This window comes from Pseudochelatococcus sp. G4_1912, assembly GCF_047501465.1.
In the GTDB taxonomy this organism is placed as follows: Bacteria; Pseudomonadota; Alphaproteobacteria; order Rhizobiales; family Beijerinckiaceae; genus Pseudochelatococcus.
In genome coordinates this window covers 615507-637704 of record NZ_JAZDRL010000001.1, presented here as the reverse complement: position 1 = coordinate 637704, position 22198 = coordinate 615507, and the positions used below count along the sequence as shown (strand labels likewise).

Genomic DNA, 22198 nt, shown 5'->3' with positions numbered 1-22198 from the left:
GTATATACATGATAAATATTTATTTCAGTGCCATTTTATCGCTGCCATTTCGATAAGAATTCATGGTATTTTCGCAGTGCCAATTGCTCGATCATGTCGCTAGCTTCGCCGCAAACGCATGACTGCAATGTAGGAATGTCCGTTCAAAAAAAGGACTAAGCAGCATATAAAGTTAGCATGCATTGATGACAGGAATTCGTCCTGTTGCGGTTGCTCTTCGGTGTTTCGCTGTGAATCCCCCACTTGCCATTGTCCTCAAGATCTTATCCGCACTCATGTTCACCATCATGAGTGCTGGCATCAAATATGTCAGCGATCGTGTGCCGGTCGGAGAGATCGTGTTCTTCCGCTCATTCTTCATGCTCCTGCCGCTGATTATCTGGCTGGCCTGGCAGGGAGATATGATGGCGATGATCCGTACGCGCAATGTCATTGGCCATTTCCGGCGTGGCGTGATGTCCAGCTGCAGTATGTTTCTGAATTTTCTGGCGCTTGCCTATCTGCCGCTGACGGACGCTGTCGCATTGGGCTATACAGCACCACTCATTCTCGTTGTGCTGGCTGCTATTTTGCTTAAGGAGAGGGTGCAGTCATACCGTTGGATTGGTACGGCTATCGGTTTTTCCGGTGTACTGATTATGCTTGCGCCTCATCTGTCTGTTAGCGAAATGCTTGCCGGAGGGGCGGCATCAATCGGTGTGATGATCGCTCTCTCCGGTGCATTCCTGACGGCAGGCGCTCTCGTGCAGGTTCGTCGTCTGGTAAGCACTGAAACCACGGGCGCAATCATATTCTATCTGGCAGTCATGACATCTGCTTTGGGATTGTTGACCATTGCGTTCGGCTGGGTTGTGCCTACCATTGAAGAAGCCATTGTGTTGGTGATGATCGGCATCGTCGGTGGTATTGGGCAGATCCTGATGACGATGAGTTTTAGATATGGTGATGCTTCGCTGCTTGCACCATTCGATTATACCACGATGCTGTGGGCATGCATGCTCGGCTGGTTCATTTTTGGCGATTGGCCTCTGCCAGCTGTGTTTGCCGGAGCTGCTGTGGTGATTGGTGCTGGTGTGTTTGTCGTCTGGCGGGAGCGTGCTGAAGGCATTAACCGCCGTCGTGCACAAACAGATGCTGCTCTGCCTCATCCCGCTGTTGCCGATGTTACAATGGCGCATGTACCGGTGGATGCTTTACAGCCACAAGTGGCAACAGTGTCAGTTAAATCGACACCACCACGCGCTGCTTAATGTGCCTGTATGATTGGCGCGGTTTGCGGTAGTTTGGTGCTACGAAACTCATTGTGTTAGAAAAAATTAGTTGAGTGCTTGTGCGCAAGCAATAACAATGCTTTTTCATTATACAGGAATGTAGATGTTACATTTACATTCCTGTATATGCCATTGTTTTTATGTGCTTTTCGTCCCGAATTGTAATGCGGTGCGAAAATACTTCAAGAGCATGATTCCGGTGCCAGATACGCTCATTACCACAGACATTCTTCTCCGTGCCTACGCGGCTGGGTTATTTCCCATGGCGGAGAGCGCTGACGATCCCGGTTTATTTTGGATCGAGCCGCGTGAGCGGGGGATTATCCCTCTTGATACTTTTCATGTGTCATCCCGTTTGGCGCGTACTGTGGCTGCAGATCACTTTGAAATCCGTGTCGATACTGATTTTGAGGCTGTCATCGATGGTTGTGCTGCGCCAAATAGGGGCCGGGAAGAAACGTGGATCAATCAGCGTATCCGCGCACTTTATGGCGAGCTGTTTGAGCAGGGAGTGTGCCATACTATAGAGGCGTGGCGAGAGGGTGTCCTCGTTGGTGGGCTTTATGGGCTTGAATTAGGCAGTGCGTTCTTCGGCGAAAGCATGTTTCATCGTGAGAGGGATGCCTCTAAAGTTGCTTTGGTGCATTTGGTGTCGCGGCTACGAATGGGCAAGTTTAACTTGCTTGATACCCAATTTGTTACGCCACACCTCGCCCGCTTCGGTGCGATAGAGATAGCACGTCGCAATTACATGCAGCTTTTAAATAAGGCTATTACATTGCAGGCGGAGTGGTGGGGGATCCCCCGCGAGCAGCATATGAATGGCGCCGAGGCTTTAAAAATACTGCAAGCAGCATAAATTGCTTTGCAGGTTGATCTCTTTTGCGGATACGTCTGTGAGATTGCGACATAGTGTGAATATCGCGGCATTCTAATTTTATGCATTCCTCATCAAAGTGAGTGTTTCAATAGTTGTTGGTTTATTCATCTTATTATTCTCATTTTGATTCATATCATGATATGTTGTGTTATCTTTCCAGCTAACGGTGCTTCTAGTGACTTTGGAATGCGTTTCGTTGGTGCTCATTTGTACATATAAAATGGTTTTTCAGTATGGAAAAAGGCTCTAACGGTGCCATCTCTCGTCATCGCGATGGAACATTGACACGACAAGTGGCGGATTCTCTCAGAGAAGGAATTCTGGCGGGGAAAAATCCGCCTGGCCAAAAGCTGCCAAGCGAGGCGCAACTGATTAGCACCTTTAATGTCAGCAGGACCGTTATTCGTGAAGCGCTCTCCAAGCTGCGCGAGGAGGGGCTGGTTGAGCCGCGGCAAGGTGCTGGTGTATTTGTGCTGGACCCTTCAGGGGCCACCGGGCATGCATTACGTGGAATAGATCCTAAACGCATTTCATCTGTGGTCGAAGGCCTGGAATTGCGCACAGCAATTGAAGTTGAGGCTGCATACCTTGCGGCAGCTCGCTGCTCGCCTTTGCAGGAAGAGGAAATCATACGTCGCTATCATGAGGTTGCTGCCTGTATGCGGGCAGGGCGCTCAACGGTAGAGGCAGATCTAGCTCTCCATTTGGCGATTGCAGAGGCTAGCAATAATCGGCAGTTTGTTGATATTCTTAAGCTTTTAGGGGGGCAGATGATACCCCGGGCAGCTCTGGACAGCGAGCAGACCACCCCACCGGCCACCTTCGAGCGGCTGCAGGAGGAGCATGGACTTATCGTCAATGCCATATCCAATCGAGATCAAATTGCTGCCAGGGAAGCTATGCGCGCACATCTGGCGGGGAGCCAGAAGAGGTACAGGGCTTATTTGAGTAACGATTCCGGATTCTTATTATAATAAGTTGATTGACATATTATTTTATAATGGCATAACTTGCTGCATCAACTCGCACGAGCAAAGGTTGTGTCTCAATGAATCCTGAAAACCTCAAGCATGCCCTAGGGGCAGGTCTCCTTTCTTTCCCTGTGACCCACTTCGATGGGGAGGGGAAGTTTAATGCGGACAGCTATGGAGATCACGTCGCCTGGCTCTCGGGTTTTGGAGCTGCGACATTGTTCGCAGCAGGCGGTACTGGTGAGTTGTTCTCACTTACTCCAGATGAGATCCCGGAGATCGTTAGGGTCGCTAAGGCTTCAGCGGGTGACACGCCTATCGTTGCCGGTTGTGGTTATGGCACAGAAATTGCGATCTCCATCGCAAAGGCAGCCGAAAAAGTTGGCGCTGATGGATTGTTGCTTCTGCCCCATTACCTGATTGATGCGCCACAAGAGGGGTTGTATCGCCATATCAAGGCCATATGCCAGGCAACTGGGCTGGGTGTGATGGTTTATAATCGTGACAACTCCGTTCTGCAGGCGGATACGCTTGCGAGACTGTGTGACGAGTGCCCTAATCTTGTGGGTTTTAAAGATGGTACGGGTGATATCGGGCTGGTTCGTCAGATCACTGCAAAAATGGGCGATCGCCTGACTTATCTTGGCGGTATGCCAACGGCGGAGCTATTCGCAGAGGCATATTTGGGGGCTGGCTTTACCACCTATTCATCGGCCGTCTTCAACTTTGTGCCAGGGCTTGCAATCGAGTTCTACAACGCTCTGCGGGCTGGCGAACGTGGAAAATGTGAGAAGATCCTGCTGGATTTCTTCTATCCCTTCATGGCTATCCGCAATCGCTCCAAGGGCTATGCTGTATCAGCGGTTAAAGCTGGTGTACGGCTGCAAGGGTTTAATGCTGGTCCCGTTCGTCCGCCGTTGACCGATCTGTCGGTTGAAGAGGTGGAGATGATGGCTGCGCTAATCGCGCCTTACAAACGCTAAGGTCGTTTCGTTCATCTCTGCACTGCGTCGGTTTACATCTGGCGCAGTGCTTTAAGGTGCATCAGGGGAAATGTTGCTCAATGGCGAAGCGAAGTTGCCACTGAAACCGCGGTATCGGCGATGGCTGCGTGCAAGATGAGCTCTCATTGCTTCCCGTGCCTGGTCTGCATCGCCAGCACTGATGGCTTCGCAGATTGCGCGATGCTCAATAACCGTGTTTTGTATGTACTCACTGGTGATTAATGCGGGGTTCAATTCGCTGGAGAATGCAGGCTGCGGCAGAATCTTTAAGCTCATTACGCTGAAAAATTCAATAAATGCAGCATTATTAGTAGCTTCGGCGATAGAGCGATGGAATACAAAATCCAGCTGATCGAGAAGCTCTTCGTTATCTAATGACAGTTCAAACTGCTTCAGGGCATCCCATATCTTGGCTTCCTGAGACCAGGAGCGGCGCGTGGCGGCCAGACCTGCTGCATGAACTTCAAAGGCCATGCGCAGTTCGAGAAGATCCATGAAGGATGTTGTCAGCTTTGCTAACGGTTCCAATAGGGAATCTGACCCGTCCGTTGTCGTTAATTCCTTGGGTTCACTGACGAAAACCCCCACGCCATGGCGGGCTTCAAGCAGACCGTCAGACCTGAGCGCTGCTACTGCCTCGCGCACCACCGTTCGACTTACGCCAAGTTCAGCGGCAAGCTCATTCAGCGCAGGGAGTTTGTCGCCTGTTTTCAGGTTTCCCTGGTTTATGCGCATCTTCAGCGTATCAATGGTTTGGGATGTCAATGTTTTCAAGGTGCACCCATCAAAAACCGATAATCAAAGAAACCTTTTGAAACATTCATACGGCTTCATGAGTGTTATTACAAGATAATATCACGTGATAAAGTGATATTATGACATGAGATATTCTTGCTCTGGACTATGATTTTATGATGATGCAAATTTGAGCAATTTCCTAGACTATCCTAAGGAATTGCAATTAATAGCTAAATTCTCACGTGATATTTTTACCGAGGTGCTAGGCGTAAAAATATCTATAAATTTAAATGATATTATCATGTAAATATATGATAACAAATGATAATTTATAAAATATGATTCTCTGATTAAAAATATGATAATATCACCTAGATGGCGCTTGACATGTGGTAATATTTTATCAAACTTATCACCATAACTGACCGGCCTATGCCGTTATCGTTTCCTCGTACAACTGCCTGAGGAAATTGCATGCTCTTCATCGCATGCTTCAAATCAAGGGAAGTGGCCAACTATGGCGAATGTCGCATCGCGATTGGTTGATTTGGGCCTGGTTGTGCCGAGGTTGACAATGCCTGGCGGAAACTATGTTCCGTTTCGCAGAGCAGGAAGCACCCTTTATATTTCAGGGCAAGTGCCACGCGTTGATGGCGTGGATAAGTTTATTGGTGTTGTTGGGCAAACAATGCAGCTTGAAGAGGCTTACCAGGCTGCTCGTGTTTGTGCGCTCAACATTATCGCACGTGTTCATGCTGCACTTGATGGAGACCTGGATCGTGTTGCAGCCTGCTTGCAGGTGCGTGGTTTCGTCAATGCCGCTCCAACCTTCATGGATCATCCAGCTGTTATCGATGGTGCATCTGATCTTATCGTCCAGGTCTTCGGAGACAAGGGGCGCCATGCCCGGACAGCGCTAGGGGCGGGGTCTCTGCCTCGCGGTTTCGCTGTTGAGGTTGATGCAATCTTTGAAATTGAATCCTGAAGCAGGGCCTGCGGGCCGGCTAGCAGAAATGTATCGATTACTCGAGAGCGAGACAAAGATGCCTGACAAAGCCATTGTAATGAACACAGTCAACAAATGGTACGGTCACCTTCACGTCCTGAAGGGTATTGATCTGAGTGTTGACCGCGGCGAACATATCGTGCTTTGCGGCCCATCCGGCTCGGGTAAGTCTACTTTAATCCGCTGTATAAATTACCTGGAGGAAATCCAGGATGGTACAATCGAGGTAAACGGCACCCGGCTTGGTCATAAAGGCGGTAATGTCGATCATATCCGTCGAGATGTCGGCATGGTTTTCCAGCAGTTTAATCTGTTTCCGCATCTGACGGTTCTGGAAAACTGTATGTTGGCCCCACGTAGAGTGCGTAAGCTCAGTGTGGCTGAAGCCAGAGATAATGCGATGCGCTATCTTGAGCGCGTGCATATAGCAGAGCAGGCACTGAAATATCCGGCTCAACTTTCTGGTGGTCAGCAGCAGCGTGTGGCGATTGCGCGCGCGTTGTGTATGGGGCCCAAGATCATGTTGTTTGATGAGCCTACTTCTGCGCTCGATCCCGAGATGGTCAAGGAAGTGCTTGATACCATGATCTCTCTCGCGGACGACGGTATCACGATGATCTGCGTGACGCATGAAATGGGCTTTGCCCGTGCGGTGGCGCACAGGGTTATTTTTATGGACCGTGGCGAGATTATAGAAAGCGGGCCGCCAGCAGAGTTTTTTCATAACCCTACCCATGAGCGAACCAGAGCCTTCCTTGGCCAGATTCTAAATCACTGAACAAAAGAGGGGAGCTTCAGGAAAACGCTGGGAGATCGCTCATGAATTATACATTCGACTTTGGTCCGGTTCTTGCGGCCTGGCCACTTTTGCTGGAAGGAGCGATCCAAACGCTCAAGATCTCGTCCATCTCAATGGTGCTTGGACTGAGCTTGGGTGTCGTGATTATGTTGATGCGCACAAGCACAACCAAGCCAATACGTGCTTTTGCTATTGGTTACATTGAGCTGATCCGCAACACACCGTTTCTCGTTCAGGTTTTCTTCATTTACTTCGGCATGCCATCAATTGGTATTCGCTTAACAGCTGAGGAAGCGGCAATCCTCGCCATGACGATGAACTGTGCGGCTTATGCGGCAGAGATTGTACGCGGTGGTGTGGAGTCGATCCGCCCTGGGCAGATTGAGGCAGGGCGCGCATTGGGGCTGCATACGGCTGATGTTTATCGCTTCATTGTATTTCGGCCGGCCATTCGTGCGGTTTATCCGGCGTTGTGCAGCCAGTTCATTCTTATGATGCTGAATTCCAGCCTTGTTGCCTCTGTATCCGCGGAAGAGCTGACCTATGTTGGTCAGATGATTGATACCCAGACTTTCCGAAGCTTCGAAGTCTACTTTGTTATTGGGGCAATCTATCTTGCTCTATCTCAGTTCTTTTCAATTGTTCTGCGGGGTATTGGCAGAACATACTTCTCATACCCGACAAAGTGAGGCGATGCGATGATCCGTGATTTTGGTTTCGCAGAGTTTCTGTTCATCCTCGAAGGTGCAAGGTGGACGATCGTTCTTTCGGTTCTTGCCTTCGTTTGTGGTGGTGCGGGCGGTTTGGCTGTGGCGCTTGGGCGAACAAGCAATATCGCCCCGCTGCGCTGGTTGATGATGACCTATATCCAGATTTTTCAGGGAACGCCGCTGCTGATACAGCTGTTCTTTGTCTACTTCGGCTTGCCACTTCTTGGTTTCAGAGTGGATGTCTGGATTGCCCTAACGATTGGTCTTTCGCTCCATGCCAGCGCGTTTCTCGGTGAGATCTGGCGCGGTTGTATCGAGGCGGTGCCGCTTGGCCAGAGTGAAGCGGCGCGTGCATTAGGCATTGGTTACATCTCACGCATGAAAGATGTTGTGCTGCCGCAGGCATTCAGGATCGCTCTTCCTGCAACGATCAGCTTCCTCGTCAATCTGATCAAGGGCACTGCGCTTGCTGCACTTCTGGGGCTGACTGAGTTGACGCGCTCAGGACAATTGATGGCAAACATTACCTTTCAACCAATGCAAGTCTACGGGGCGGTCGGGCTCGTATACTTCATGATCTGCCTTCCCCTGACCTACTTCAGTGCACGGATCGAGAAGCGTCTTAACGCTAATCGCTAAGCAAAAATCGCATGAGAACCAGAGGTATTGAAATGTTCGATTCAGCATTCAAAAGCGCCCGTTCGAAAATCATCTCCGGTCTGACTCTAACCTTGATGGCGGCAACGTGTTTTGCCAGCGTAGGGCAGGCTGCCTCTCCAGCTGAGATCAAGGCCAAAGGCACGGCTGTCATCGGCGTGCAGATGGACCAGGTGCCTTGGGGCTACATCAATGAAAGCGGCAAGAATGAAGGCTTCGATATCGAAGTCGCCAAGATGATTGCCGAGGAACTCGGAGTTGAGGCGAAGTTCGAGCGCATTACCGGCCAGAACCGCATCCCATTGTTGGTCGGCGGCATGGTGGACTTTCTTGTTCCTTCTATGACTGTCACTGAAGAACGCGCCAAGGTTATCCAGTATGTCCTTCCTTATTCCTCCAACGACATTACGGTTTGGGGTAAAAAAGGCGCACAGATCGCTGGCGACCAGGATCTTGGAAAGTATGTGATTGGCGTAAACCGTGGCAGTGCGTTCGAGCCAGTTCTTGTGAAGCATGCACCGCCCAATACGCAGATCAAGCGTTTTGACGATGATGCAACGACTGTGCAGGCGCTTCTGTCAGGGCAGGTCGATGCCATCCTTGGCAGTGTGACCTATGGCCTCGTGATCGAGAAGACCGGTAAGACAGCTGAATTTGAGCGCAAGTACAAGGTTGCGGACAATATCCAAGCTATGGCTGTTCGTAAGGGCGACCAGGAAATGCTCGACTTCCTCAATGATTTCGTCACACGCCACACGGCTGATGGTTCTCTCGATGCGCTTTACAAGAAGTGGATCGGCAGTGAGCGTGCAAAGCTGCCAACAACCATGACTGGTGTGGACTTCACCGGTAAGCAGTAACCTACTCAGGCCTTCGTGCAGGCATTCTTTTGCGCGAAGGCACATAAACCAAGTCTTGAAAAGCTAATGAATTCTCCCACCCGTTTTGCGTGGGTGGGGGCAGGAGACGCTTGCCCGGACCATGCGTCTGTCGGCAGGACAAACATACGGCACCACAGCGTATATTTGGGAGCATGGCACTAAAATGACTAAAGATGGCAAGCAAGTACGGGTGGGTGTCGACATCGGCGGGACATTCACTGATGTAGCGATGGAGGTAGACCCTACGCTGCATTCGATCAAGGTTCTGACCGATTATTCCTTTCCGGAAAACGCGATTGTTGCTGGCGTCCGGCAGGTTGCTGAACTGGCAGGCGTAGAGCTTTCGCAGATTGATACGATCATTCACGGAACGACATTAGCTACCAATGCGCTGATCGAACGCCGTGGTGCGAAAACTGCCTTCATTACGACGAAGGGGTTTCGTGACGTTATCGAAATGCGTACCGAAAGCCGTTTTGAGCAATACGACCTTGATATCGTGTTGCCAGCGCCCCTCGTTGGCCGTGATGAACGCTTTGTCCTCGACGAGCGTATCGGTGCAGATGGTTCAGTTCTAAAGGCTCTCGACCTTGCCGAACTTGATGCTCTTTGCGACCACATTATCGCTGAGGGCTATGAAAGCGTGGCGGTGGGGCTTATTCATTCCTACCTGAACGCCAGCCATGAGAAGATCGTGCGCGATCGGTTGCTGGCGAAGAGCCCGAACCTTTCGGTATCGATTTCGGCTGAAGTCTCGCCGCAAATGCGCGAGTTCCAGCGCTTCAATACGGTTTGCGCGAACGCTTTCGTTAAGCCGCTGATGGCGTCCTACCTCAATCGCCTTGTTGGCCGGTTGTCTGATGCAGGCACGCGCTGTCCAGTTTTCATGATCCATTCCGGTGGCGGTATCATCAGCATCGAAAGTGCTATCGAATTTCCGGTACGCCTACTTGAGTCTGGCCCAGCGGGTGGCGCGATCTTCGCAGCACATGTTGCAACCAGCTATGGTTTGGATCAGGTCGTTTCTTACGACATGGGCGGCACAACGGCAAAGATTTGCCTTATCGAAGGCCAGGTGCCAAAGACCTCCAAGAGTTTTGAGGTTGCTCGCACATACCGTTTCAAGAAGGGCAGCGGCATGCCCATCTCTATCCCGGTTATCGAGATGGTTGAAATTGGAGCAGGTGGCGGTTCTATCGCAACCGTTGACTCCATGCGCCAGATCCGCGTCGGTCCCCATAGCGCAGGTTCGGAACCAGGCCCTGCTTGTTATGATCGCGGAGGTGAAAATCCGACAGTAACCGATGCCGATCTTCTACTCGGCAGGCTCGACCCGGATGCATTTGCCGGCGGCGCTATGAAGCTATCCCGTGCGGCTTCTGAATCTGCGATGGAACACGATCTGGCTTCGAAGCTTAAAATCGACATCTCGACTGCTGCTTATGGCATCAGCGAAATGGTTGATGAGAACATGAGCAATGCCGCGCGCATGCATGCCGTGGAAAACGGTAAAGAGCTGTCTGATTTCACGATGATTGCTTTCGGTGGGGCTGCTCCCATCCATGCTGCGAGGCTCTGCGAAAAGCTTGGTATCGATGAACTTATCATTCCGCCCGGTGCTGGTGTTGGTTCGGCGATTGGCTTTCTGCGCGCTCCATTCGGGTTTGAGAGTGTGCGCAGTGCATACAGCCGCCTCAGCAAATTCAATGCTTCCGCCATTAACGGTGTTATCAGCGATCTTGTGAAGGAAGCAACGTCCTTCGTTCGTCTGGGCTCTCCGGACGCTGAGCTCGACGTGGAGTGCACAGCCTATATGCGTTATGTTGGCCAAGGCTGGGAAGTGCCTGTCACGATTGAAGTGCGTGATTATGTCGATGCTGATGGCGAGCTTTATCGCAAGCTTTTTGACGAGCGTTACGAGCGCTTCTTTGGTCGTATCATTGATGGTCTTGATGTTGAGATCGTCAGCTGGTCGCTGCGTGCAACTTCCAAGATATTGCCGCCCGCCGCTCTCAGCAAGACTGAAAAGGGCAAAACCGCACCAACCGCTGGCGAACGGCAAATATTCGATGCGCAGGAAGGGGTTTTCCAAACTGCTTCGGTTGTTGATCGCCTCCATATGAAGGCCGGTGACTGGGTTGCCGGACCCGCCGTTATTACTGAGCGTGAAACCTCGACAATCGTGACCGCAAGCCGCGAGGCGATCATGCAGGCGGATGGCTGTCTGCTCATTCGCACCAGGCAACAGGCTTGAAGGAGAGAGCCAACATGGCCAGCAATAAACCACTTTCCGATGTTCACATGCAGATCATGTGGAACCGCCTGATCTCTGTTGTCGAGGAGCAGGCAGTCACGCTGATCCGTACTGCCTTCAGCACCAGTGTTCGTGAATCCGGTGACCTTTCTGCCGGTGTATTCAACCGCGCCGGGCAGATGATTGCTCAGGCTGTCACAGGTACGCCAGGTCACGTCAATGCGATGGCTGAAGCCGTCGGCCATTTCATCAATGACATTGGCCGTGAGAATATCTTTGAGGGTGACGTTTACATCACCAACGATCCGTGGAAGGGCACGGGGCATTTGCACGACTTTACGGTCGTCTCGCCCACATTCCGCGATGGCGGTCTGATCGGCTTCTTCGCCTGCACCGCCCACGTCGTTGATGTCGGTGGTCGCGGTTTCGGCCCAGATGCCAACGAGGTCTATGAAGAGGGTATCTTTGTTCCGATCATGAAGTTTGCGGAACGAGGTGTCGTTAATAAGGATCTCGTCAACATTCTGCACAACAACGTCCGCGAGAGCCATCAGGTGGTGGGTGACGTGTACTCGCTCGCTGCGTGTAACGAAATCGGTCATCGCCGCTTGATGGATATGATGGATGAGTTCCGTCTCGATGATCTTGAGGGACTTGCTGAATTCATCTTCAAGCGTAGTTATGATGCTACGCTGGAGCGACTGGCCGCATTGCCCCATGGCAGCTACTCGAACGTCATGCGTGTTGACGGGTATGGATCGCCTATCGATATCGCAGTGCGGATTGATGTGGCAGCAGATCATATTCTTGCTGATTTTGAAGGCACTTCGCCACCAAGCCCGAAGGGCATCAACTGCCCGATCATCTATTCGGCTGCTTATGCCTGCTATGGCCTGAAATGCTCTCTTGCGCCGGAAATTCCAAACAACCACGCATCGTTATTGCCATTCAAGGTTGTTGCGCCAAAGAACTGCATTCTTAATGCGCAGCATCCCGCACCAGTATCCGTGCGCCACGTTCTTGGTCATCTTGTCCCAGATGCGGTTTTAGGTGCCGTGCACAAAATGCTGCCAGGCAAAATTCCTGCTGAGGGTTCAGGCAACCTATGGAATCTGCATGTCAGCGCGCGTCCGCTAACGGGCGATCAGGCGCCGGCTGATGGTGGGCATCGTGCTGAAGTTCTGCTGTTCAACAGCGGCGGCACAGGTGCGCGTCCGACGCTCGATGGTCTTAATGCCACAGCTTTCCCGAGCGGTGTTCATTCCATGTCGATTGAAGCGACAGAACATGTTGGTCCGGTTATCTTCTGGCGCAAGGAATTGCGCGACGGATCGGGCGGGGCGGGGCAGTTCCGTGGCGGTCTGGGGCAGGTGCTTGAGATTTCCCCTACTGAAGGGCATGAGATCTACTTCAACGCCATGTTTGATCGAGTCTTGCATCCGCCTCGCGGGCGTGAAGGCGGTGAAAATGGTGCACCGGGTGCAGTTCTGCTCGATGATGGCACCGTCCTGGCTGCCAAAGGCCGTCAACATGTGCCGGCGGGTCGCAGATTGATCCTTCAGCTGCCCGGCGGTGGCGGGTATGGACCGGTTGAAAAGCGGTCTCCAGAAGCCATCAAGCGTGATCAGGATTACGATTACGTTGCCAGGAAGTAATGCAGGTGGGGCGGGTGTTGATTGCCAGCCCTATCAATGCTCTTGTGCTGTTGGTCATTCCGGATTGACAGCCACGGGCTTTTATAATTTCAGAGAAGGATTGTTCGACATGAGTTTTGTGCCCCATGGGAAACATCTGATTGCTGGCGAATGGGTGGCGGGAGATGCCACTTTCCAATCCGAACCAGCAAGTGGCGCTGCACATCGCTTCTCGGTCGGAACGCCTGCACATGTGAAAGCGGCCTGTGATGCTGCGGAGGAGGCCTTTTGGTCCTATGGTTATTCGAGCCGGGAAGAACGTGCTGCGTTTCTGAATGCCATCGCCGATGAGATTGATGCGCGTGGCGATGCAATCACCGCAATTGGATCAGAAGAAACCGGCTTGCCGACTGGCCGTCTTGTTGGTGAGCGCGGTCGCACATGTGGTCAATTGCGGCTTTTTGCCCAGCACATCCTTGCGGGTGCTTATCTTGACCGTCGGCATGATAAGGCGCAACCAGATCGCGCACCGCAGCCTCGGCCAGACATAAAGCTAATCCAGCGCCCGATTGGGCCCGTTGCTGTGTTCGGCGCATCTAATTTCCCGCTCGCCTTTTCGACCGCTGGTGGTGATACTGCAGCGGCTTTGGCTGCTGGATGTCCTGTTGTCGTCAAGGGTCATTCTGCCCATCCAGGCACGGGTGAAATCATTGCGGAAGCGATTGATGCTGCGCGCCGCAAACTTGGTCTGCATCCGGGCGTATTCTCTTTAATTCAGGGCGGCACGCGTGAAGTTGGTACGTCATTGGTGCAAAATCCTAATATTAAGGCAGTTGGTTTCACTGGCTCACTTGCAGGCGGGCGGGCATTATTCGATCTTTGTGCAGCAAGGTCGGAGCCTATTCCGTTTTTCGGTGAGCTCGGCTCAGTCAATCCGATGTTTATTTTGCCTGAAGCCCTAAAAGCGCGCGGTAGTGAGATCGGGACTGGCTGGGCGGAATCACTTGTGCTTGGTGCTGGGCAATTCTGTACTAATCCGGGTATCGCAGTTGTGATCGATGGGTCGGGCGCTGAGGCATTCACATCTGCCGCACGTGATAGACTGGCCGCAACCGGTCCGCAGGTCATGCTGACAGACGGCATTGCCAAGGCTTATCGCGATGGCAGAGATCGTATTGCTTCAGTGCCAGGTGTTAAGCATCTGATTGATAATACAGATGAAAAACGCACCGCTTCGCCGCTGCTATTTGAGACGACAGCGGATGTATGGATGGCCAACCACGCATTGGGTGAAGAGGTTTTTGGCCCACTTGGGTTGATCGTCAAGGCGCGTAACGCTGACCAAGCCCTGGCAGTTGCGCGGCATTTAAAAGGGCAGTTGACGGTGACATTGCATCTCGATGATGGGGATGCTGATCTTGGTTGCCAATTCATGCCAATTCTTGAACGTAAGGCTGGGCGGGTATTGGCGAATGGCTTTCCCACCGGTGTTGAGGTGGTCGATGCGATGGTCCATGGAGGGCCGTATCCGGCATCAACGAATTTCGGTGCTACCTCGGTGGGAACGCTCTCAATCCGTCGCTTTTTGCGGCCTGTCAGCTACCAGAATATTCCAGATGCGTTGTTGCAGGCAGATCTTCGTTGATTGACCTTAGATAAGAACTCGGCAGGGATAATCCGATGACATATGAGAATGCAAGGTCACGCGCCATTCAGTCATCGCCAAGCATGGCGATTGCGATGGCTGCGAAGAAATTACGCGCAGAAGGGCGGGACATTGTTGATCTCTCGCTCGGAGAGCCTGATTTTGAACCGCCAGCACACGTCGCGGAGGCTGCTTGCGCGGCGATCCGCGCTGGTGGCATTCGCTATGGTGCATCCGCCGGAAACGAGGCACTTCGAGCGGCTATCGTTGACAAGTTTCACCGCGATAATGGCCTGTCATTCGCGCTTCATGAAATTATTGTTGCGAATGGGGCCAAACAAATTCTCTTCGATGCCTTCCTGGCAACGCTAGAGGAGGGCGATGAGGTTGTTATCCCGGCGCCTTGTTGGGTGTCATATGGCGATATTGTCTCGCTGCATGGTGGTAAGCCGGTTTATGTTTCTTGTGGCCCTGAGGTCGGATTCAAGCTGTCTGCCGAACAGCTGGAAAAATCCATTACCCCAAAGACCCGTTGGCTTTTGCTAAACTCGCCATCGAACCCTACAGGTGCAATTTACACTGCCGCTGAATACAAGGCCCTCGCGGAGGTGCTCGCGCGTCATCCACGCATTCTGGTACTATCTGACGAAATCTATGAGCACGTCCTTTTGCGAGATGTGCCTTTTGTTTCCTTCGGTTCGGTATGTCCAGAATTGAGAGAGCGCACGCTGATCGTCAACGGCGTTTCAAAAGCCTATGCGATGACCGGTTGGCGCGTGGGTTATGCTGCTGGGCCGAAGGCCTTGATTACCAGCCTTAGCAAGATGCAATCGCAAAGCGTGACATCCGTATGTGGCGTAGCCCAGGCAGCCGCTACTGCCGCTCTCACAGGTGATCAGGCTTTCGTGGCAGAAGGGGCGCGGATATTCAGCCACCGTGCAAAGCTCATTGCGGAGGGGCTGGCGCAAATTCCTCATATAGACTTCACACCACCCGATGGTGCTTTTTATGCATTCATTGGTGTGAGCCGCTTAATCGGTTGCCATACCGCCTCTGGCGCAGTTCTCTCGGATGACACTGCTGTGGCAGCGTATCTTTTGAACGAGTTTGGTCTCTCCAGCGTTCCAGGTATCGCCTTTGGAGCGCCATCATTCATCCGGCTTTCAATTGCTGCATCCGATGCGGAATTGCAGGCCGCTTGCGAAAGGCTGGGCAAGATGGTGCAGTCACTATCCGGGTTCAAATGAGCTTCGCTACGGAGCGCTTTTCCCAAGTCGCCTGAAATGGTGCTTTAGCTTAAAAAGATCAGAACTGCGCTCTAACCTTTATATTTTACTGCAACTTGCCTTCAAGTCGATGATTAACTCGAAGGCAAGCTGCTCTAGATCTATAGCGACAACAACCACTTACGCAGGCTGCACGGCTGCTTCGTAATCGGTCAGCAATGTCTTTGTGATTTCGCCGGGCGTGTAGCGATGCTGGCCAATTTCGGATACTGGTGTGACTTCTGCCGCCGTCCCAGTCACGAAGCTCTCAGAGAAGCTCGACAGATCTTCAGGCATGATTGGCCGCTCTACAACCTTGATGCCACGCTTCTTCGCCAACTCGATCACCGTCTGACGGGTGATGCCATTGAGGAAGCCTTCGGGCTCCGGCGTGTGCAACTCACCGTCCTTTACAAAGAAGATGTTCGCCCCGGTGCATTCCACAACGCGTCCACGCCAGTCGAGCATCAGCGCATCTGAATAGCCCTTACGCTCAGCCTCATGCTTGGAGATCGTGCAAATCATGTAGAGGCCCGCGGCTTTGGCTGTAGAAGGGGCCGTCTGCGGATCAGGGCGACGATAGCGGGCCATATCGAGGCGGATGCCCTTCAGGCGTTCTTCATGGGTGAAGTAGCTTGGCCATACCCACGCAGCGATTGCGAGGTGGATCTTGTTCTTTTGCGCTGAAACGCCTAATGCCTCAGAGCCGCGCCATGCAATTGGACGGAGGTAGGCATCAACCAGACCGTTTTCCTTCAGCACCAATTCCTTAGCGGCGTTGATTTCATCAACAGTATAAGGGATTTCAAAATCAAGCTGTTGCGCAGACTTCTTCAGCCGCTCACTATGCTCGCGCGATTTGAAAATGACGCCACCATAAGCCCGTTCGCCTTCAAAAACAGCCGATGCATAGTGCAAACCATGCGTAAGAACGGGAATATTTGCCTCACTTAATGGTATTAAAGTACCATCAAACCAGACAACATCTTCTTTTTTATCCTGCTGTGTAACCGACATAGAACTACTCCGAAATCCTCGTGCGAACGGTTCGGGAATCAGGATGATGACCGCGACGGTCGGCAACAGTGGCATTCGCACCGCGCGAGGGTCGCTTCGTGTTATTTCCTTTCACGAAACCCGCTTGACGAGTAACAATCTTCCTGAAATATGTCAATAAGACTGACATAAATAGCCGTTCGTGTTTTATATACCCTCTGGCGGCACTATGACTGCATAAATTATGATCAGACGCAATCCGGGGAGCGACTTGTGAGCACCTTCATCGCGCCGCAACACACCAGTGATGTTGCCTCAGAGACGATCAAGAGCAAACCATTTGGCGGGCTGGGCAGTGATATTATTGAGCTGCTGTTTTTTGCCTACCGTGATTTTGTCAGTGACCCGGATCGGTTATTGGCTGAGTATGGTTTCGGCAGGGCACACCATCGCGTGTTGCATTTTGTCGAGCGGCATCCAGGGCTTACCATTGCTGAGATTCTTGATATTCTGAGCATCACCAAACAAAGCCTCAATCCGATTTTGAAGGATCTTGTTGAGAAGGGTTATATCGTGCAACGTACCGGCACGGTAGACAGACGTCAGCGGCTGTTGTTTCCAACTGATAAGGGTAGGGCGTTGTCGTTGGATTTAATCTCGCCACAGCTCGATCGTATCGCGCGTGCACTCGAAGGCGCTGCTCCGGATGTGAAGGATAAGGTCACGGCGTTTCTATTTGCCATGATTAACCCGGATGACCGCAGTAATGTTGCTCGACTTGTTGGAAAGACAGCAGCAGAGGCTCAGGGAGAGAATGAGAGGAAAAATGGGCGCTGAAGCTGCAAGCTCTGATAAAACCGAGGCTGCGCGCGTGGTTACAAGCTCGTTGCCGGATGATGCTCTCCATGTGCTTGTCGTTGATGATGATCGCCGATTGCGGGCGTTGTTATCGCGTTTTTTGATCGATAACGGTTATCGTGTGACAACTGCATCGAATGTGACAGAGGCAGAAACAACGCTTGGGCATTTGATATTTGATGCATTAGTGCTCGATGTCATGATGCCGGGTGAGAATGGTTTTGATTTTGCTAAAAGATGGCGCAAGCATTCAGCTGTACCTATCTTGATGTTGACCGCGCGTACCGAGGGTGTTGATCGTGTAACCGGCCTTGAAATTGGCGCGGATGATTATCTTGGGAAGCCCTTTGAACCACGTGAATTGTTGCTGCGGCTTGGCAATATTATCAAACGCAATGCTACAGGAGAGGCTGCGGTTTCAGCGCGCGTGACACCTGAGGCAATTCGTTTCGGTAATTTCATTTTTCGGTTTGATCGTGGTGAACTACGTCAAGGAGATGATGTTGTCCGTATTACGGAGCGTGAGCGCGAAATACTGACTATTCTAGGTGAGGCTGCAGGGGGGCAGGTTGCGCGCGAGGACCTTGCTGGCAACAATCCTGTTCCCTCTAATGAGGGCGTGAGTCCGTTTGCAGGCGAGCGCAATGTGGATGTGCAGATCAACCGCCTGCGTCGTAAAATTGAACGCGATCCCGCTAATCCCGTATTTTTGCAGACAGTGCGCGGTGTGGGCTATCGCCTGCTGATTGACGGGTGAGGGAATGAGCGCTTCCGAGAACATGGCTGGCGGAGGGGCAGTGCGAGCGGTGAGCGCCGTTTATCGTGCAGCCAAGGCTTTCCTTACAGCGCCGCGACGTCTCATACGTCGTGTAGGCGAGATAATGCCCAAGGGCCTCTTCGTTCGCTCATTAATCATCATCATCGCCCCGATTGTAATTTTACAATCCGTCGTGGCGTATGTGTTTATGGAGCGCCACTGGCAGCTTGTTACACGTCGATTATCATCCGCAGTCAGCGCTGATATTGCTGCATTGATCGATATTTACCAACTTTATCCGCAACCTCAAGGAGCTCCGGAATTGGCCCGGATTGCACTTGAGCGTTTGGGGCTGGATATCGATTTCCTGCCCGGGACAGAGCTACCCCAGCAGGGGCCAAAGCCGTTTTTCTCCATATTGGATGAGGTACTGACTGACGAAATTCGCAAGCAGGTTGGGCGGCCCTTTTGGATTGACACGGTTGGGCGCTCTAATGTCATTGAGATCCGTATCAAGCTTAACGACACGATCATGCGTGTTTTTGCAAGGCGAAGTCTTGCCTATGCCTCGAACTCTCATATCTTCCTGATCTGGATGTTAGGGACTTCGCTGGTCTTGGTGACAATTGCAATATTATTCCAGCTCAATCAAATCCGCCCGATCTTACGTTTAGCTGATGCGGCTGAGGATTTTGGTAAAGGACGAGAGATCGATTTCAGGCCACGCGGTGCCCGAGAGGTTCGCCGTGCTGGCCGTGCCTTTGTGGAAATGAAGCGCCGTATTGAACGCGCCATGGAACAACGCACAACCATGCTCAATGGTGTAAGTCATGATCTGCGTACCATTCTGACCCGTTTCAAGCTCTCTCTGGCGTTGATGCACGATGATCCGGAGATTGAGGATCTTCGCAGTGATGTTGAGGAAATGGAGCGAATGCTTGAGGCATATCTTGCGTTCGCTCGGGGGGATGCGGGTGAGCAGGCTGAGCCAACTGATATTCGTATAATCATGGAAACGCTACGTACGGATTATGCCCGACAAGGCCGTGAGATTGAGATTAGTGCGCCTGGGGATATGCTGGTAACTGTGCGGCCTTTTGCTTTCCAGCGTCTACTTGGTAATCTTGTGGCCAATGCAGTACGATATGGCACACATGTCAGTGTGGCTGCCACCCGGATGCCACGCTGGTTGACAATATCTGTAGATGATGATGGTCCTGGTATTTCTGCCGATCAGCGCGAAGAGGCTTTCAAGGCGTTTGTTCGTCTTGATATTGCACGTAATGTCGATGATGGTGGCACAGGATTGGGGCTAGCTATCGCGCGTGATATTGCTCGCTCTCATGGCGGTGATGTTTCGCTCTCCAACAGTCCCCTGGGAGGGTTACGGGCGACAATTCGCTTGCCCGTCTAAGGGGAGGCTACGCTTTATGCGGCCCCCAATATATCCCGCTTCGGCTATCAAGCATTCTTTGGCATTTATCAGCCGGAAAGCTCTGCCGCGCGCTTTTGAGCGGCTGCTACAGCACGGGTGATTATAGGAGCTATGCCGTTTTCACCTTGTAGTACGTCCAGCGCGGCGGCTGTCGTTCCGCCTTTTGAGGTGACAGCTTCACGCAGAGCGCTTGCGGATAAAGGGGATTCATCAAGGAGCGCACTGGCGCCGGTCACTGTTGCGCGTGCCAGTCGCTGGGCGACATCCATCGGTAATCCTGCTGCAACGCCTGCTTCAGTGAGGGCTTCAACCAGATAGAATACATAAGCCGGGCCAGATCCCGAAACGCCTGTTAATGCATCAATCAGATGCTCATCATCCAACCATTCTACAGCGCCTGAGCTTGCAATTAGCGCTGTTGCTGTAGCACGCTGCGCTTCGCTTGTAGCAGAAGAGGCTACAACACCTGTAATGCCACGGCCTATAGAGGCCGGCAGATTGGGCATCGCCCGGATGATTGCTTTCACTTGCGGCCAGCGTTGTGCCAAGTTTGCCAGCGTTTTTCCTGCCAGGATTGAAATCACAAGCGTAGAGGGAGAAGTGAGCGCCGCCAGTTGAGGTGCGGCTTCATCGAGGAACTGCGGTTTTATCGCCAGCACCAACACTTCAGGCGTACGAATATCCCCGGCAGCAGGGTTAAGCGCCATGCCAAGCTCTGCTGCCAGTTGCTTAATCTCGCTTGATGGATGCGGATCAATGATCGCTACATTAACGGGATCAAGACCTGACTTTAGCCACCCCTCAAGGAGAGCTACCCCCATCTTGCCTGCCCCCACCAGAACAAGGGAGTGTGGAAGCGCGGGATTAGGCTGGGGGCTCTCCAGAACATCAGAGAACCGTTGCACGGTCTGCGCTTCCATTGGCATTTTATTTCTCCTGGTGTCAGGCCTCGCCTTCTGTCTCAAACAGAACGCTTTCAAGTGCTTCTTGGGCATTTTTACCAGCCCAGAGCACAAACTGGAACGCCTGATAATAGCGCTCGCAAGTTTCTGATGCGACTTGTAGCATGGCCTCACATTGGGTACGGGATGGCTCCACACCGCCAGATAACAATAACGAATGGCGGAACATCACGACGCTTTCGCGCGTCCATAAATCGAAATGCCCAATCCACAGCTGCTCATTGATCATTGAAATGAGCTTTAGCATTTCAGGGCGCTGACGTTCCTGCACCTTTAAATCGAACGCACATGCGAGGTGTAACGCCTCCATGTCCTCAATCCAGGTGAAGGCAATATGATAATCTGCCCAACCACTGGTGATGGAGACCGACATTTCGTTGTCATCGACACGATCAAACGTCCAATCATTCATGGATGCATAACGTTCAACGACATCCAGCGGATGCTCGTCCCGATCGGGGGCGACTTCAAAGTCGAGATGCGTCATATCGATCCCTCCGCTGCTCTTTTGGCTCGACCTGAGCCAGAATACAACGACGAGCGCGCTAAAGTTGTGCGCGCGCTATTCGTGTTGCGGTAACGTGGAAAAACAAAGCCTGCTGTCCTGCCATTCCAGGACGCTTCACGGCTGTACTTCAATCTGCTCATATGCATCCGATCCTGGTTGCAGGACCTGCCGCAGCAGTACATCCACGACGAGCCACCTGTAAACATAAGTGAAACGCCAACGAAGCGCATTGCACGCAATGCCATATCATGGTCCAGGATTCGCGCCACACTCACAATGCTCATTGTGTCGCTTTCCACACCTGTCTCCGACGCGATAGTTTACCGTAAGTCGGCAAAGGTGCACAGTCACAATTCAAATCAGAGGCTTTCTTCAATTATATGGTAACGTTCGGCGTATTTGGCAAAATTATTATGTCAAATTTTGCATATGCGCCATTTTAATCGTGTCCGTGAGCTTCTTCTGACTCTGAATTATGGAGAAGCGGTGGCATGTGTAGCTTCTGCGTCGGAATGACGCATAAGCTGCGTTTCAAGCGCTTCAATCCTGGCCATAAGCTTTTCATTTTCATCGCGTGCAGCAATGGCGATTTCTCGCACGGCTTCGAATTCTTCACGCGAAACAATATCAAGTGAACGCATTAAACGTTCTACCTGGACGCGAGTTGCCATTTCGATCTCACGCTTTGCGCCTTCGGCTAAGCCAGCCGCATCTGTAATCAGGCGTGCGACATCATCGAAAATTCGACCGCTGGTCTGTGTCATGACATTCTCCTTAGCGCCCAGTACCTTCAAGCCTACCCGTTCCTATATGAGAATGAGCCAAGCCGCTACCTTTTCGTATCTGTGTATTTGGCCCTCTGCATTCCATGTGGATATACCAGATAGCTTAAACCATATGAAAAGATTGCGATTACTCCCTCATCAACCCATCTTTTATAAATGGGGTTGCGTTTATAAGGTGACAA

Annotated in this window: 21 protein-coding genes; 16 read left to right on the top strand and 5 right to left on the bottom strand. The window is 51.9% G+C overall.

Going from position 1 to position 22198, the window contains the following annotated elements; translation table 11 throughout:
• The first annotated feature begins 185 nt into the window (after positions 1 to 185).
• The 4 genes from VRZ32_RS03000 to kdgD all read left to right on the top strand — a co-directional run bounded on the left by VRZ32_RS03000 (position 186) and on the right by kdgD (position 4105).
• Positions 186 to 1250 (top strand): DMT family transporter, encoded by a 1065-nt coding sequence (locus VRZ32_RS03000; RefSeq protein ID WP_414524038.1) that lies wholly within the window; start codon positions 186 to 188, stop codon positions 1248 to 1250.
• 211 nt (positions 1251 to 1461) lie between these two features.
• Positions 1462 to 2130, top strand: a complete 669-nt coding sequence (gene aat / locus VRZ32_RS02995) for a leucyl/phenylalanyl-tRNA--protein transferase (RefSeq protein WP_414524036.1) — start codon at positions 1462 to 1464, stop codon at positions 2128 to 2130.
• Positions 2131 to 2384: 254 nt separating this feature from the next.
• Complete coding sequence (locus VRZ32_RS02990; RefSeq protein WP_414524034.1) at positions 2385 to 3125, top strand: FadR/GntR family transcriptional regulator; 741 nt, start codon at positions 2385 to 2387, stop codon at positions 3123 to 3125.
• Positions 3126 to 3199: 74 nt separating this feature from the next.
• Positions 3200 to 4105, top strand: coding sequence for a 5-dehydro-4-deoxyglucarate dehydratase (kdgD, locus tag VRZ32_RS02985; protein ID WP_414524032.1), 906 nt, complete (start codon positions 3200 to 3202; stop codon positions 4103 to 4105).
• A gap of 51 nt (positions 4106 to 4156) precedes the next feature.
• Here the strand turns inward: kdgD and VRZ32_RS02980 are convergent, their stop codons facing one another.
• Positions 4157 to 4900 (bottom strand): FadR/GntR family transcriptional regulator, encoded by a 744-nt coding sequence (locus VRZ32_RS02980; RefSeq protein ID WP_414524030.1) that lies wholly within the window; start codon positions 4898 to 4900, stop codon positions 4157 to 4159.
• 481 nt (positions 4901 to 5381) lie between these two features.
• On the opposite strand from VRZ32_RS02980, the gene VRZ32_RS02975 reads away from it, so the two are divergent.
• The 9 genes from VRZ32_RS02975 to VRZ32_RS02935 all read left to right on the top strand — a co-directional run bounded on the left by VRZ32_RS02975 (position 5382) and on the right by VRZ32_RS02935 (position 15697).
• Entirely contained in the window at positions 5382 to 5849 is a 468-nt protein-coding gene (locus VRZ32_RS02975) for a RidA family protein (protein ID WP_414524028.1), read from the top strand.
• A gap of 58 nt (positions 5850 to 5907) precedes the next feature.
• The gene (locus tag VRZ32_RS02970) at positions 5908 to 6648 is read left to right on the top strand and encodes an amino acid ABC transporter ATP-binding protein (RefSeq protein ID WP_414524026.1); all 741 of its coding nucleotides are present in this window, start codon (positions 5908 to 5910) and stop codon (positions 6646 to 6648) included.
• A gap of 41 nt (positions 6649 to 6689) precedes the next feature.
• A complete protein-coding gene (locus tag VRZ32_RS02965; RefSeq protein ID WP_414524024.1) occupies positions 6690 to 7358 on the top strand; it encodes an amino acid ABC transporter permease in 669 nt (222 codons plus the stop codon).
• A 9-nt stretch (positions 7359 to 7367) separates the two neighbouring features.
• Positions 7368 to 8018, top strand: coding sequence for an amino acid ABC transporter permease (locus tag VRZ32_RS02960; RefSeq protein ID WP_414524022.1), 651 nt, complete (start codon positions 7368 to 7370; stop codon positions 8016 to 8018).
• Between the two features lie 32 nt (positions 8019 to 8050).
• Complete coding sequence (locus tag VRZ32_RS02955) at positions 8051 to 8896, top strand: transporter substrate-binding domain-containing protein (RefSeq protein WP_414524021.1); 846 nt, start codon at positions 8051 to 8053, stop codon at positions 8894 to 8896.
• Positions 8897 to 9080: 184 nt separating this feature from the next.
• On the top strand, positions 9081 to 11171 hold the full coding sequence (locus VRZ32_RS02950; protein ID WP_414524019.1) for a hydantoinase/oxoprolinase family protein: 2091 nt from the start codon (positions 9081 to 9083) through the stop codon (positions 11169 to 11171).
• Positions 11172 to 11185: 14 nt separating this feature from the next.
• Entirely contained in the window at positions 11186 to 12826 is a 1641-nt protein-coding gene (locus VRZ32_RS02945; RefSeq protein ID WP_414524017.1) for a hydantoinase B/oxoprolinase family protein, read from the top strand.
• A gap of 109 nt (positions 12827 to 12935) precedes the next feature.
• Positions 12936 to 14450 (top strand): aldehyde dehydrogenase (NADP(+)), encoded by a 1515-nt coding sequence (locus VRZ32_RS02940; RefSeq protein ID WP_414524015.1) that lies wholly within the window; start codon positions 12936 to 12938, stop codon positions 14448 to 14450.
• 35 nt (positions 14451 to 14485) lie between these two features.
• Entirely contained in the window at positions 14486 to 15697 is a 1212-nt protein-coding gene (locus VRZ32_RS02935) for a pyridoxal phosphate-dependent aminotransferase (protein WP_414524013.1), read from the top strand.
• A 159-nt stretch (positions 15698 to 15856) separates the two neighbouring features.
• Here VRZ32_RS02935 and VRZ32_RS02930 read toward each other — a convergent pair whose 3' ends face one another.
• Positions 15857 to 16732, bottom strand: a complete 876-nt coding sequence (locus VRZ32_RS02930) for a branched-chain amino acid aminotransferase (protein ID WP_414524011.1) — start codon at positions 16730 to 16732, stop codon at positions 15857 to 15859.
• Positions 16733 to 16984: 252 nt separating this feature from the next.
• Between VRZ32_RS02930 and VRZ32_RS02925 the strand changes: the two genes are divergently transcribed.
• The 3 genes from VRZ32_RS02925 to VRZ32_RS02915 are packed head-to-tail and all read left to right on the top strand — an operon-like array spanning position 16985 to position 19740.
• Complete coding sequence (locus VRZ32_RS02925) at positions 16985 to 17548, top strand: MarR family winged helix-turn-helix transcriptional regulator (RefSeq protein ID WP_414524009.1); 564 nt, start codon at positions 16985 to 16987, stop codon at positions 17546 to 17548.
• Positions 17538 to 18326 (top strand): response regulator, encoded by a 789-nt coding sequence (locus tag VRZ32_RS02920; protein ID WP_414524007.1) that lies wholly within the window; start codon positions 17538 to 17540, stop codon positions 18324 to 18326. Before VRZ32_RS02925 ends, VRZ32_RS02920 begins: the two co-directional genes overlap by 11 nt.
• A 4-nt stretch (positions 18327 to 18330) precedes the next feature.
• Positions 18331 to 19740, top strand: coding sequence for an ATP-binding protein (locus VRZ32_RS02915; RefSeq protein ID WP_414524005.1), 1410 nt, complete (start codon positions 18331 to 18333; stop codon positions 19738 to 19740).
• A 68-nt stretch (positions 19741 to 19808) separates the two neighbouring features.
• Here VRZ32_RS02915 and proC read toward each other — a convergent pair whose 3' ends face one another.
• The 3 genes from proC to VRZ32_RS02900 form a co-directional block, all read right to left on the bottom strand.
• On the bottom strand, positions 19809 to 20681 hold the full coding sequence (proC, locus tag VRZ32_RS02910; protein WP_414525016.1) for a pyrroline-5-carboxylate reductase: 873 nt from the start codon (positions 20679 to 20681) through the stop codon (positions 19809 to 19811).
• A 22-nt stretch (positions 20682 to 20703) separates the two neighbouring features.
• Complete coding sequence (locus VRZ32_RS02905; protein ID WP_414524003.1) at positions 20704 to 21210, bottom strand: YbjN domain-containing protein; 507 nt, start codon at positions 21208 to 21210, stop codon at positions 20704 to 20706.
• A 494-nt stretch (positions 21211 to 21704) separates the two neighbouring features.
• Positions 21705 to 21995, bottom strand: a complete 291-nt coding sequence (locus tag VRZ32_RS02900) for an accessory factor UbiK family protein (RefSeq protein WP_414524001.1) — start codon at positions 21993 to 21995, stop codon at positions 21705 to 21707.
• Between the last annotated feature and the right edge of the window lie 203 nt (positions 21996 to 22198).